This is a genomic window from Janthinobacterium agaricidamnosum NBRC 102515 = DSM 9628 (assembly GCF_000723165.1).
Classification (GTDB): domain Bacteria; phylum Pseudomonadota; class Gammaproteobacteria; order Burkholderiales; family Burkholderiaceae_D; genus Janthinobacterium; species Janthinobacterium agaricidamnosum.
Genome location: NZ_HG322949.1, coordinates 1,621,061 through 1,635,081, shown reverse-complemented (window position 1 = coordinate 1,635,081; position 14,021 = coordinate 1,621,061). Strand labels below are relative to the sequence as shown.

Below are 14,021 nucleotides of genomic sequence, written 5' to 3'. Positions count from 1 at the left end.
CTTTTTATCGTAACTAAATCATTTCCCATAAGCAATATACTTTATGGTAATTTTTCCACGTGGAAACATTGATATACAATATTGCCAAATTGCGCGGCAGGTCCAACGCGCATTCCTTTTCCCACATTGATATCTGACGAGTAAAAAATGAATCTGCGAAACATTCGAATAGGAACCCGGCTCAGCATGGGATTTGGCCTGGTGCTGGCGCTGATGGCGCTGATGATCGTGGTCGGCACCGTGCGCCTGCAAGACATCGGCAGTTCCACCCGCATCATGGTCAACCGCGACCTGGTGCGCGAACGCCTGGCCACCGAATGGATCGGCATCATTGAAAACAGCGGCGTGCGCGCCGACGCCATCGTCAAGAGCGGCGAACCGGCGGCGCAAGCGTATTTCAAGCAGCAGATCACGTCGTTTTCCAAACGCGCCAGCGACATCCAGAAGCAACTCGAAGACAGCGCCGTCGACGATGACGACCGCAAGGTGCTGGACGCGATGCTGGCCCAGCGCAAGATCTACAACGCGGTGCGCAGCGACGTGTTCAAATTGAAGGAAGACGGCGACGAAGCCGCGGCGAGCGAACTGTACAACGCGAAGATGGCGCCGGCGATGGCGGCCTACGCCGAAAAAGTGCGGGCGCTGGTCAAATACGAGCAAGACGTGATCAATCGGGGCTCCGGCGCCATCGACAATAATTTCCGCACCGGCCGCACGCTGCTGCTGGGCCTGGGACTGGCGGCGATCCTGTTCGGCATCGCCGCCGCGTGGCTGATCGCGCGCAGCATCACCCGTCCGCTGCATGATGCGGTCGGCAACGCCAAGGCGGTCGCGGCCGGCGACCTGAGCCAGTCGATCCAGGTCGGCAGCAAGGATGAAATCGGCGAATTGCAACATGCGCTGAAAGAAATGAACCAGAGCTTGCTGAACACCGTGCGCGAAGTGCGCAACGGCGCCGACCTGATCGCCACGGCGTCGTCGGAAATTGCGGCCGGCAACCTGGACTTGTCGTCGCGCACCGAAGAACAAGCCGGCTCGCTGGAAGAAACCGCCTCCGCCGTCGAACAACTGGCATCCACCGTGCACCAGACCGCCGACAATGCGCGCCAGGCCAGCCAGCTGGCCAGCTCGGCGTCGAGCGTGGCGGCCGACGGCGGCGCGGTGGTGCGGCAAGTGATCGACACCATGGGCGCGATCCACCAGTCGTCGGACCGCATCGTCGACATCATCAGCGTGATCGACGGCATCGCCTTCCAGACCAATATCCTGGCGCTGAATGCGGCGGTGGAAGCGGCGCGCGCCGGCGAACAGGGCCGCGGCTTCGCGGTGGTGGCCACCGAAGTGCGCAGCCTGGCGCAACGCAGCGCCGCGGCGGCCAAGGAAATCAAGACGCTGATCGGCGATTCGGTCGAGAAAGTCAATTCCGGCACCCGCCTGGTGGAACAAGCCGGCAAGACCATGCAGCAAGTGGTCGCCAGCGTGCAGCGCGTGACCGATATCGTCACTGAAATCAGCTCCGCGACGCAGGAGCAAAGCACCGGCATCGGCGAAGTGAATCACGCGATCACGCAAATGGACCAGGTGACCCAGCAAAATGCGGCGCTGGTCGAGGAAGCGGCGGCGGCGGCCGGTTCGCTGCAAGAGCAGGCGAACCGCCTGGCCGAACTGGTCAGCGTCTTCAAGCTCGACGATACCGCGCTGCGCGGCTTGCAGCAGCCGCGTGTCGCAAGCCAGCCGGCGGCCAAGGCTGCCAGGACCATGGCCAAACCAGCGCCACGGGCCAGCATCGCCGCGCCCAAGGCCGCGCCGAAAGCGGCCAAGGTCAATGAAAGCGAATGGGAAGTGTTTTAATCTTAAACGGTGACGGGAACTGGCTTGCGGCCGTCTCCCGTCACCTTGCTGCCCGCCCCTCCCTCCCCCTCTTTGCGCGGCACCTCACTCCAGCCCGCACCATGCATCTTTAGACAACTTTCTTGCGTAAGTCGCACTAAGAGCCTATCCCAGTAGATGAATACGCCCTGTTCTGGCGCTCCTCAGGAACGGGGACTGCGTTGATCGTCGTCGCGTGGCCCGCCACGCGTCCTCCTCACGCCTGGTCCGCGCTCCTGATGCGCGGCCAGAACAAGACGCTCACTACTGGGATAGGCTCTTAAAGTCTCGCAGGCCAGCCATCCTTGGTATGATGAACGTTTGCCGGCGCCACAGCCGGCATTTCTTATAAATAATAGACAACATTGGAGAGAATCGAATGACTGTACGTCTGCTGCTCTTGGGCGCGCTCAGCGCCGGTCTGGTCACCTTGGCGCCCCAGGCCGCGTTTGCCGCGCCGCGTGGTTTTACCGTTGAAGACATGGTTAACATGGAACGGGTCGGCAGCCCGGTCCTGTCGCCGGACGCCACCCGCGTGGTGTACACCGTGCGCAGCACCAACCTGGATAAAAACCGTGGCAACACGCAACTGTGGATGATCGACTTGCGCGCCGCCAAGCCAGTGCCGCGCCAGTTGACGCGCGGCGAAGCCAGCAGCAGCGATCCGGCATGGTCGCCATCCGGCGATGCGATTTACTTCCTGTCGGGCCGTTCCGGCTCGTCGCAAGTGTGGCAATTGCCGCTGGCCGGCGGCGAAGCCGCCAAGGTCACCGACCTGCCGCTGGACGTGGACAATTTCCGCTTGTCGCCCAAAGGCGACCGCCTGGCGTTCAGCGTCGCCGTGTTCCGCGATTGCGCCGACCTGGCCTGCACCAAAAAACGCCTGGACGACAGCGCCAGGGACAAATCCAGCGGCCGCATCTACGATCACCTGTTCGTGCGCCACTGGGATACCTGGTCCGACGGCCGCCGCTCGGTGCTGTACTCGGCGCCGATCGATACCAGCGGCCGCGTGCAAGGCGCACCGGTCAGCCTGAGCGGTACGCTGGATGGCGACGTGCCGTCGAAACCGTATGGCGACGGCAAGGAATACCACTTCAGCCCGGATGGCCAAACCATCGTCTTCTCGGCCCGCGTGGCTGGCCGCACTGAGTCGTGGTCGACCAATTTCGATGTCTATCAAGTGCCGGCCGCCGGCGGCGCCGCGCCGCGTAACCTGACCGAAGACAATCCGGCCTGGGACGCCAAGGCAGTCTATTCACCGGATGGCCGCACGCTGGCCTACGCCGCGATGACCAAGCCCGGCTTTGAAGCCGACCGTTTCCACCTGGTCTTGATGGACGTCGCCAGCGGCAAGAAACGCACCGTGGCAGACCATTGGGACCACTCGATCGCCGACCTCGAATGGCAGCCGGACGGCAAGGCCGTGCTGGTCAGCGCCGACGACGTCGGCCAGCATCGTTTATTTTCCATCGATGTCGCCAATGGCAAGGTCACGCCGCTGACCGGCAAAGGCGCGGTGGGCGACTTCACGGCGCAAGGCAATACCGTGGTGCTGACCCAGGCCAATCTGGCGTCAGGCGCGCAATTGTTCAAGCGCAAACTGGACGGCAAGCCGGACAGCGAAGCGCTGGTGCAACTGACCAATCAAAACGCGGCAGCGCTGGCCGATGTGCGTTTCGGCGAGTACGAGCAATTCTCCTTCCCTGGCGCCAATGGCGAAACCGTGCACGGCTACGTCATGAAACCATGGAACGCCAAGGCTGGCGAGAAATACCCGGTCGCCTTCCTGGTGCATGGCGGCCCGCAAGGCAGCTTCGGCAATAGCTGGAGCTACCGCTGGAATCCGCAAGTCTATGCCGGCGCCGGTTACGCGACGGTGTTCATCGACTTCCACGGGTCGACCGGCTATGGCCAGGGCTTTACCGATTCGATCAGCGGCGACTGGGGCGGCAAGCCGCTGGAAGACTTGAAAAAAGGCCTGGCGGCAGCGACAGCGAAATTCCCGTGGCTGGACCGCGACAACAGCTGCGCGCTGGGCGCATCGTATGGCGGCTACATGATGAACTGGATCGCCGGCAACTGGTCGGACGGCTTCAAATGCCTGGTCAACCATGACGGCGTATTCGACACCCGCGGCATGGCGTACGCGACCGAAGAGCAATGGTTCACCGACTGGGAAAATGGCGGCGCCTATTACGACGTGCCGGAAAACCATGAGAAATTCAATCCGGTGAATTTCGTCAAGAACTGGAAAACCCCGATGCTGGTGGTGCAAGGCGACCTGGATTTCCGCATCCCGACCGCGCAAGGCCTGGGCACCTTCACCGCGCTGCAACGCCGCAACATCCCGAGCAAACTGATGTTCTTCCCGGATGAAAACCACTGGGTCTTGAAACCAGCCAACTCGGTACTGTGGCACCACACCGTACTGAACTGGCTGGACACCTACTTGAAGAAGTAACGTTGGAATAGCAAACTGAGCTAAAACAGGAAAGCCTGCCGCACACACTGTGCGGCAGGCTTTTTTCATGGCTGGCTGACCAGAACGAAGTAGGTCAAACGGCGGATGGACTCCCCGACTCGGCGGCCGGCCCGCCAAAACGGCCGTCGGCCTGGCGCCGGAATTCCTTCGGCGTCACGCCTTTTACTTGCAGGAAGCGGCGATTGAAGTTGGCCACGTTGTGGAAGCCGACGTCGTAGCAGACATTGGTCACGTATTGGTCGGTGTTCATCAGCAACTGGCACGCTTTGTTGATGCGCAGGCGGCTGACGAAGTCGGTAAAACTATTGCCGGTGGCTTTGCGGAAGAAGCGCGAGAATTTGCTCAGCGACATGCCCAGTTGTTCCGCCAGCATTTCCGCCGAGATTTGTTCCCGATAATTTTCCGTAATGTACGTCAAGACCGCATTGACCTTGGCCAGCGTCGCATCGTCGTCGAAGGAACGCATGGTAGCGCTCGACAATAAACGGTAATTGGCGGTACGCGCCAGCTTGCTCATGAATTGCACGAATTCGGCGAACCGCTCGGCGCCGTGCATCGCCCGGATGCGCAGCAAATGCTGTTCCGCCTCGGCGCCGCAATCGAAAAATTCCACGCCATAGGTCGACCGCTCCAGCAGCGGCAGTAATTCGCGCAGCTCCGGTATGCATTTGGCCGCCTGCGCCAACGGTTCGTGGGCAAATTGCACGATCATGTCGCGCAGCGGCACGCCGCCGTCGGGCACGCTGCTGGAAATCCAGTTATGCGGCAGCCGCGGCCCGGTCAATACCAGGTGGCCCGGCGAAAATTCGCCGATATAATCGCCGACAAACAGCTTGCCGCTGGTGGCGACGATCAGGTGCAATTCATATTCGTCGTGGCAATGCCAGCGCACCCGCGAGCTGGGATACCCGTGCTCCAGGTAATTGATGATGCCGTCATAACTTTCGCGCTCCAGCTCCGGCGGCTTGCCGAAGGCGTTGTGCTCCGGTTCGCGCATGCGTGCCTGGTAGTTAAATCCGCCAACCATTTCCATGATCAAATCCTGCCTTCCGATATCGACGCGCTGCTACTGTGTTCCTGTTCACCCCAAAAAGCCAGCTTTTACTGATGCGCCCTATCCGCCAAACCGTCCCGACGCCTGGTGACGGAATTCCTTCGGCGTCATCCCTTTCAATTCCAGAAAACGCCGGTTGAAATTGGCGACATTGTTAAATCCCGCTTCATAGCAGATATTGGTCACGTAGCGTTCGGTTTCCATCAGTAATTGACAGGCCCGGTTGATGCGCAGGCGGTTGACGAAATCGGTAAAGCTGTTGCCGGTAGCGCTGCGGAAAAAGCGTGAAAAAGTGCGTTCCGGCATCTCCAACTGCTGCGCCAATTCCTTCAGCGAAAACTGGCTGCTGTAATTTTGCACGATAAAATTGATCGCGGAACTGATGCGCGCCAGCGCAATATCGTCGTCGCTCGACTGCATCGGTATGGTCGACAGCAATTGATAATCGGTGGTGTGCGCCAGTTCAGCCAGCAAAGTCAGGAATTCGATAAAGCGCGGCAAGCCGCTGCTGTCGCGGATACGCGTAAAACGCTGCATGGCGCGCTCGCTGACGCCGAAAAATTCGATGCCGTGCATGGCGCGCTGCAATAAGGGGAAAATCCCCTTCACTTCGGGGATTTGACACGCCAGCGTTTCCAGCGGCGGATGGGCGAACTGGATCACCATGTCGCGCAGCGGCACGCCCTGCTCCGGGGTATCCATCGAGACCCAGTTATGCGGCACGCGCGGCCCGGTCAAGACCAGGTGGCCCGGCGAAAACTGGCCGATGTAATCGCCGACGAAGACCTTGCCGCTAGTTTCCAGGATCAGGTGCAATTCGTATTCGTCGTGATAATGCCAGCGCACCAGCGAGTTCGGGAAACCGTGCTCCAGGTAGCGGATAAATCCGTAACTGCCCTTGGGCTCGAACCCCGGCGTCGCATCGCGCTGGCGCTCATGTTCTACTTGCAGCGTGGGATATTCCCTTTTTCGCGGCATGATTTTGTCTCCATCTTCCAGCCAGTATACCTAGTTGAACAGCGCTGGTTGAACAGCGCTGGTTGAACGGCGCTAGTTGAGCGGCGCAATCAGAACAACGGTTTTAATTGCCGGTACAGCGCCTGATAACGCTCGAAGCGCGGCAATAGCGCCGCATGCCAGTCCGCTTGCGGTTCGATCATTTCCAGCACCGGCGGCGCGGCGCACACGGCGGCGACATCGGCCTCCGGATCGACCGCCAGCAAGCCCAAGCGCGCCGCGCCCAGTGCCGCGCCGAGGTTGCCGCTGCTATGCAGGCTCAACGGCGTATTCAGCACGCTGGCCAGCAATAAGGCCCAATACCGGCTCTTGCTGCCGCCGCCGACCAGCGCCGCCACCGGCACGGCGCTGCCGGCCGCCTGCAAGGCCAGGTAACTGTCGCGCAAGCCGAACGCCACGCCTTCCAACACCGAGTAGCCCAGCAAGGCCCGGCTGGTGTCGTGGCGCAAGCCGAACCAGGCGCCGCTGGCGTCCGGGTTATTGTGCGGCGTGCGCTCGCCCGACAGATACGGCAAGAACAGCGGCGCGACTAGGCAGGCGGCGCGACCGGCTTGTTCGATTTCCGCCAGCAATTGCGCCTCAGCGCCGGCATGGGTCAGTTCGACGGCCCAGCGCAAACAGCTGGCGGCCGACAGCATTACGCCCATCTGGTGCCATTGGCCCGGCAGCGCGTGGCAGAAAGTATGCAAGCCCTGTTGCGGATTCGGCCGGTAAGCGGCATTGGCGGCAAAGAACACGCCGGACGTGCCGAGCGAAATAAAGCCCTCGCCTTCGTGGATGACACCCATGCCGATCGCGCTGGCGGCATTGTCGCCGGCGCCGCCGGCCAGCAGCACCGGCTGAGCGATGCCCCACGCGCGTTGCCACTCCGGTTTCAGCCAGCCGCCCGGCGCCGAACCTTCGACCAGCCGCGGCATGTGGCTGCGTTCCAGCCCGCACGCGGTCAGCATGGTATCCGACCAGTCGCGCCTGGCCACGTCCAGCCACATGGTGCCGGCCGCATCCGACATATCGGAAATGGTTTCGCCGGTCAACAGGTAGCGCAGATAATCCTTCGGCAGCAAGACCTTGGCCGTGCGCGCGAATATCCCGGGTTCGTGCTGCGCCACCCACAACAGTTTCGGCGCGGTAAAACCCGGCATGATCAGGTTGCCGGTGATGGCCCGCGCTTCCGGCACGCGCCGTTCCAGCTCGGCGCATTGGGGGCCGGAACGCACATCGTTCCATAAAATCGCCGGCCGCAACACTTGCCCATCGGCATCGAGCAACACCGCACCATGCATCTGGCCGGACAAGCCGATGCCGCGCAGCAGCGCCAGCTCGGCCGGATGCCGCTCTGCCAGCTGGCCCACCGCGTTTTTCGTCGCCAGCCACCAACTGGCCGGATCCTGCTCCGACCATTGCTCTTGCGGGCGGCTGATGGTCAGCGGCGCATGGGCGCTGCCGACGATGTTTTGCTCTTTGTCGATCAGCAATACTTTGACTTCCGACGTGCCAAGGTCGATACCCAGATACATGATGTGCGTCTCTCTCGTTGCTCTGTTTAGTAGCTTTTCAGCGCGTATTGCAGCGCCGCCCGCGCACCGCGCTGGTACAAGCTGGCCAGCGACAATGATACCTGCGTTACAAAAGACGGTGCATCGGCCAGTTCGCCGAACAGTTCGCGCAGCGACAGCAAGACGCTGGCGTCGTGGCCGCCGCGCGTCGCATGGTCGCGCAATTTGTCGGCATACGGATCGATGATGGTCAATGACCGGCCCTGGTCATCCTTGCCGCCAAGATAGCGGAACCAGCAAGCGACAGTAAAACTGAGCAAGGAAATCGGGCCGCCGGATTGCAAGGCTTCGCGCACCGACGGCAACACGAATTTCGGTATCCGCGCCGAACCTTCGGTGCCGATGCGCGTCAATTGGTCGCGCACCGCCGGATTCGAGAAGCGCTCGATCAGGGTATTTTTATATTGCTCCAGGTCGATGCCCTCGACCGTATCGAGCAGCGGCGTGACTTCGATATCCATCATATTGCGCACCAGCTTGCGGATGTCCGCATCGTCCATCGCCTGATGGGCGAATTCGTAACCGAGCAGCATGCCGATGTAGCACAGCGCCTGGTGGCTGGCGTTGAGCAGGCGCAGCTTCATTTTCTCGTACGGCAAGACGTCATGCGTCATTTGCGCGCCGACCAATTCCCATGCCGGACGGCCGCCCGGGAAGGCGTCTTCGATAACCCACTGCTTGAAGGGCTCGGTAACCACCGGCCACGCATCGGCCAGGCCGAACTGGTCCTTGATCAAGTGGCGGTGTTCATCGGTGGTGGCCGGCGTGATGCGGTCGACCATGCTGTTCGGGAAGGCGCAATGTTCGGCCAGCCATGCGCTCAATGCCGGATCGCGCAGCGCGGTAAACGCCAGCAGCATGTGGCGCGTCACGTCGCCATTGTTTTGCAGGTTATCGCAAGACATCACGGTGAAGGGCAGCAAACCGCGCGTCCGGCGCCGTTGCAACGCTTCGGCCAGGTAGCCGAACGAACATACCGGCGTGTGCGGATGGGCCAGGTCATGCACGATGTCCGGGTGCAAGGCATCGAATTCGCCATTGCCCTGGTTCACGTAATAACCGCCTTCGGTAATCGTCAGCGATACGATGCGGGTGGCCGGGTCGGCCATTTTTTCGATGACGGCTTCCGGATCATCCGGCGCAAACAGGAATTCCAGCACCGAGCCGATCACGCGCGGCCGGTCGCCGGCCGCGCTGCGTTCGATGACGGTGTACAAACAATCTTGCGACAGCATCGCATCGCGCATTTTTTCATCGTGCTGCAGCAAGCCGACCCCGCAATAACCCCACTGTTCATTGTTGGGCAATTGCAGCAGGTCATCCAGATACACGGCTTGATGGGCGCGGTAAAAACCGCCGACGCCGATATGCACAATGCTCGGGCTTACCTTGCTACGCTCGTACGCCGGCCCAGGTATGCCGGAAGGCAAGTTAGCCAATGCGGCGCGCGATAATTTAGTGGATTCAGTCATGGCTTACACTCCCTTCGCGCTGGCATAGGTTTTCCCGGCGCGGTCAAAATGGTGGACAAAACCTTGGTCGAAGGTCAGATGGGTGGTTTGGCCCGGCTGCAAACTGCTGCGTTCGCTGCCGCGCGACACGACTTGCACATTGTTCGGCAAGCGCGCATAGATCAGGGTTTCGACGCCCAGCGATTCGACCAGGTCGATGGTCACCGGCACGCTGCCCGGCTGGGCGGCGCCGAGATGCACATGTTCCGGGCGAATGCCGACAAAACCGTCGGCCTGGGCGGCGCTGCCGGCTTGCGCCAGCAATTGCGGCACGCCATCGGCCGGCACCACGTTCATGCTCGGCGTGCCGATGAACTGGGCCACAAAGCGATTCGCCGGCCGGTCATATAACTCCAACGGCGAGCCATGCTGTTCGATCTGGCCGTCGCGCAATACCACCACCCGGTCGGCCAGCGTCATCGCCTCGACCTGGTCATGCGTCACGTAGATCGTGGTCGCGCCCAGTTCGCGGTGCAGCTTGGCGATTTCGATGCGGGTTTGCACCCGCAGCGCGGCGTCCAGGTTGGACAGCGGTTCATCGAACAGGAACACTTTCGGGTCGCGCACGATAGCGCGGCCGATCGCCACCCGCTGGCGCTGGCCGCCCGACAATTCCTTCGGCGTGCGTTCCAGGTATTTGCCGAGGTCGAGGATGGCGGCGGCCTTGTTGACTTTTTCGCGGATGATGGCCGGATCGACGCCGGCCAGTTTCAGCGCGAACGACATGTTCTGGAATACCGTCATGTGCGGGTACAAGGCGTAGGACTGGAACACCATCGCCAGGTCGCGCCTGGACGACGGCAAATCGGTGATGTCGCGGCCGTCGAGCGACAGCTTGCCGTTGTCGATCGGCTCCAGGCCGGCGATCAGACGCAGCAGCGTCGACTTGCCGCAGCCGGACGGGCCGACGAAGACGACAAATTCACCCTGCTGAATGTCCAGGTCGATGCCCTTGATGGCGCGGTGCTCGCCAAAGAATTTCTCGATATTGCTTAATTGAAGGTAAGCCATGATGTGTCTCTCTGTATCTTGTAATAGTTACTTAACGGCGCCGAAGGTCATGCCCTGCACGAGCTGCTTTTGGCAAAACCAGCCCAGCGCCATGATCGGGGCGATCGCCATCAGCGATGCCGCCGACAACTTGGCCCAGAACAAGCCTTCCGGGCTGGAATACGAGGCGATCAGCCAGGCCAGCGTGCCGGCGCTGGACGCGCCCAGGTTCAGCGACCAGAACGATTCATTCCACGACCACACCATGCACACCAGCGCGGTCGAGGCGATGCCGCCGACCGACAACGGCAATACGATGTGGCGGAATTCATCGATCACCGACGCGCCGTCCATCCGCGCCGCTTCGAGTATTTCGCGCGGCAATTCCTTCATATTGGTGTACAGCAGCCAGATCATGATCGGCAAGTTCATCAGCATGAACATGATGGTCAGGCCGAGGCGGGTATCGAGCAGGCCGAAATACTGGTAGCAGATGTAAATCGGCATCAGCGCGCCGACGCCCGGCATGTAACGCGAGCTGAGCATGAACTTCAGCAAGCCGATGGTGCCGCGGGTCGGGAAGAACGCCATCGAATACGCGGCCGGAATCGCGATCGCCAGGCCGAGCGCGGTCGACAATATGCTGGTGATCAGCGAGTTCATCGCATAGGCGAAATAGTTATCGCGCGCCATCACCTCGGCGAAGCTGTGCAGCGTCGGGGTGAAGAACAGCAGCGGCGGCGTCGAGATCGCCTGTCCTTCGGTCTTGAAGGCCATCAAGCCCAGCCAAAAGATCGGAAAGAACAGCAGCAGCGCAAAACACCACGCGCCGATGGTGCGTCCGTACAAGACATATTTATTATTCATCCGGTTCTCCTTATTTCGACAGGTTCTTGCCGATGACGCGCATCAGGAAGAAGGCTGCGATATTGGCCAGCAGCACCGCGAACAAGGCGCCGGACGAGGCCGCACCGATGTCGTAGGACAGCAAGGCTTGCTGGTAAATCATGAAGGTGATGGTGGTGGTGTCGAAACCCGGACCGCCGCCGGTGGTCGTGAAAATCTCGGCAAAGATCGACAGCAGGAAAATCATTTCGATCATCAGCACCACCGACATCGCGCGGCCCAGGTGCGGGATGTACAGATAACGCAATTGCTGCAGATAATTGGCGCCATCCATGCGGGCAGCTTCCAGCTGCTCCTTGTCCATCGATTGCAGCGCCGTCATGAAGATCAGGCAGGCGAACGGCAGCCATTGCCACGACACCATCATGATGATCGACACCAGCGGGTGGACCGACAGCCAGTCGACCGGCGGCAAGCCGAAAAAAATGCTGATCTGGGCAAACAGGCCGTAGATCGGATTGAGCAGCATGTTCTTCCACATCAGCGCGTTCACCGCCGGCATCACCAGGAAGGGCGAAATCAGCAGCACGCGCACGATGGCGCGGCCGGGGAAGGCTTCATTGATCAGCAAGCCCAGCGCGGCGCCGAACAATACCGTGATCGCCATCACAGAAAACATCAGCGTGAACGTATTTTGCAGCGCCGGCAGGAAGGCGCCGTCGCTAAAGAAGAAATGGAAATTGGCCAGGCCGTTGAATTCGTGCTCTCCCGGCGACAGCATGTTGTAGCGCACGAAGGAGTAATACAGGGTAATCAGCAGCGGGACTATCGAAATGACGGACACGGCAAGCACCGCCGGCGTCAATAAAGTCCGAGGTATCAATCGTTTCATAGGGTTCTCTTGAAGCGGATAGGCGTGCCGGCCCCAACCTTGCGAGGCGCAAGCTTGGGTATCAAAACGGCAGCGCCTGGTTTGCAATCGGAAACCGCCAGCGCCGCCGTATGGCCGGCGCCGCGGTGCCCTGGCATTACTTATTACTGGGAATAATTACTTGTAATAGCCGCCCTTGCGCATTTCACGTTCGGCGGCTTGCTGGGAAATGTCCAGCGCCTGGTCGACCGTGACCTTGCCCAGCAGCGTAGCGGCCATTTGCTGGCCGACCGCCACGCCGATCACCTGGAATTCAGGAATCGATGCGAATTGCACGCCGACATAGGGCGACGGCAGCAAGGTGCTTTGCACGTTGCGGGTGGTCGACAGCGCCTTGCCTTCGGCGGCGGCGAATTTCGCTACTTTCTGGAATTCAGGGTTGGCGTAGGTCGACTTGCGGGTGCCGGTCGGCACGTTGGCCCAGCCCGATTCCCTGGCCACCAGGTTCACGTAATCGCGCGAGGTGGCCCAGTTGATGAAGCGTTGCGCTTCGGTCGGATGCTTGGAGCTGGACGGAATCGCCAGCGACCAGATCCACAGCCAGTTGGCGCCGCGTTCGGTGCTGCCGACCGGCGACTGGGCGAACGCGACCTTGTCGGCCACTTTGCTTTGTTTCGGATCGGTGACGAAGGACGCGGCGATGGTGGCGTCGATCCAGATGCCGCACTTGCCCTGGTTGAACAGCGCCAGGTTTTCATTGAAGCTGTTGGCGGCGGCGCCCGGCGGGCCGTATTTCTTCATCAGGTCGACATACATATTGACCGCGTCTTTCCACGGCTTGCTGGTGAATTGCGGTTTCCATTTCATGTCGAACAACTGGCCGCCGTAGGAATTGGCGATGGTGGTGATCAGCGCCATATTGTCGCCCCAGCCCGGTTTGCCGCGCAGGCAAATGCCGTACACGCCATTGGCCGGATCGTGGATTTTTGCCGCGACGTCGCGCAAATGGTCCCAGGTCGGGCGGTCTTCGATGGTCATGCCGGCTTTTTTGAGCAGGTCGCTGCGGTACATGATCATCGAGCTTTCGCCGTAGAACGGCGACGCGTACAGCTTGCCGTCGCCGGACAAGCCTTCGCGGATCGACGGCAGCAAGTCGTCGATATCGTACTTGGCGTCCGGCTTGACCGGGATCAGCCAGTTTTTCTTGCCCCAGATCGGGGTTTCATACAGGCCGATGGTCATCACGTCGAACTGGCCGCCCTTGGTGGCGATGTCGGTGGTCATGCGCTGGCGCAAGATACCCTCTTCCAGCGTGACCCACTTCAATTTGATATCCGGATTGGCTTGCTCAAAGAACTTGCTAAGCTTTTGCATCTCGATCATGTGACCGTTGTTGACGGTGGCGATCACCAGGTCGGTGGCCGCGAACGCCACATTGCTGACGCAGAGAATACCGGCGCTCAATGCGCCAGCTACGGTGAATTTCATATTGTCGTCTCCAGTTTTTTATGTTTGTTGCGGCCAGCTACTCGCGCCACGGACAGAATGTATCACCGGACTTCGATACTTTCTGATACTGCAAAACCTAGAATCGATACTCTTTTGCACAATCCTGCCGCTTCAGAGTATCGATATATCCCAAATACAACACTTTTCAAGAAAGTATTGATACTTGCCTCATCAGTATCGAAAAGATAGTGACAACACTGATAAAATTGACAACTTCATGCACCCGTATTGCATGGCATATACCGATATATTCAGGAGACACACATGCACCACAAGGTATTAAAGGCTTTACCGGCAGCAATCGCTTTGGCGC

10 protein-coding genes are annotated in these 14,021 nt (G+C 60.4%); 2 read left to right on the top strand and 8 right to left on the bottom strand.

The genetic code is table 11. From position 1 onward, the window contains the following. The first annotated feature begins 147 nt into the window (after window positions 1–147). Entirely contained in the window at window positions 148–1,851 is a 1,704-nt protein-coding gene (locus tag GJA_RS06910) for a methyl-accepting chemotaxis protein (protein ID WP_038490303.1), read from the top strand. Between the two features lie 397 nt (window positions 1,852–2,248). Next, window positions 2,249–4,333 carry a S9 family peptidase gene (locus tag GJA_RS06905; RefSeq protein WP_038490300.1) on the top strand — a complete coding sequence of 695 codons (2,085 nt, stop codon included), beginning with the start codon at window positions 2,249–2,251 and terminating at the stop codon, window positions 4,331–4,333. A 94-nt stretch (window positions 4,334–4,427) separates the two neighbouring features. Here GJA_RS06905 and GJA_RS06900 read toward each other — a convergent pair whose 3' ends face one another. The 8 genes from GJA_RS06900 to GJA_RS06865 all read right to left on the bottom strand — a co-directional run bounded on the left by GJA_RS06900 (window position 4,428) and on the right by GJA_RS06865 (window position 13,687). Continuing rightward, on the bottom strand, window positions 4,428–5,381 hold the full coding sequence (locus GJA_RS06900) for a helix-turn-helix domain-containing protein (RefSeq protein ID WP_051781371.1): 954 nt from the start codon (window positions 5,379–5,381) through the stop codon (window positions 4,428–4,430). 87 nt (window positions 5,382–5,468) lie between these two features. After that, on the bottom strand, window positions 5,469–6,386 hold the full coding sequence (locus GJA_RS06895; RefSeq protein WP_038490297.1) for a helix-turn-helix domain-containing protein: 918 nt from the start codon (window positions 6,384–6,386) through the stop codon (window positions 5,469–5,471). An 89-nt stretch (window positions 6,387–6,475) separates the two neighbouring features. Next, the gene (gene xylB, locus GJA_RS06890) at window positions 6,476–7,942 is read right to left on the bottom strand and encodes a xylulokinase (protein ID WP_038490294.1); all 1,467 of its coding nucleotides are present in this window, start codon (window positions 7,940–7,942) and stop codon (window positions 6,476–6,478) included. Between the two features lie 26 nt (window positions 7,943–7,968). Further along, window positions 7,969–9,453 carry a mannitol dehydrogenase family protein gene (locus tag GJA_RS06885; protein ID WP_038490291.1) on the bottom strand — a complete coding sequence of 495 codons (1,485 nt, stop codon included), beginning with the start codon at window positions 9,451–9,453 and terminating at the stop codon, window positions 7,969–7,971. Window positions 9,454–9,456: 3 nt separating this feature from the next. After that, window positions 9,457–10,503, bottom strand: coding sequence for an ABC transporter ATP-binding protein (locus tag GJA_RS06880; RefSeq protein ID WP_038490288.1), 1,047 nt, complete (start codon window positions 10,501–10,503; stop codon window positions 9,457–9,459). A gap of 27 nt (window positions 10,504–10,530) precedes the next feature. Next, entirely contained in the window at window positions 10,531–11,349 is an 819-nt protein-coding gene (locus tag GJA_RS06875) for a carbohydrate ABC transporter permease (RefSeq protein ID WP_038490284.1), read from the bottom strand. Between the two features lie 10 nt (window positions 11,350–11,359). Beyond that, complete coding sequence (locus GJA_RS06870) at window positions 11,360–12,220, bottom strand: carbohydrate ABC transporter permease (RefSeq protein ID WP_038490280.1); 861 nt, start codon at window positions 12,218–12,220, stop codon at window positions 11,360–11,362. A 156-nt stretch (window positions 12,221–12,376) separates the two neighbouring features. After that, a complete protein-coding gene (locus tag GJA_RS06865) occupies window positions 12,377–13,687 on the bottom strand; it encodes an ABC transporter substrate-binding protein (protein ID WP_038490276.1) in 1,311 nt (436 codons plus the stop codon). Between the last annotated feature and the right edge of the window lie 334 nt (window positions 13,688–14,021).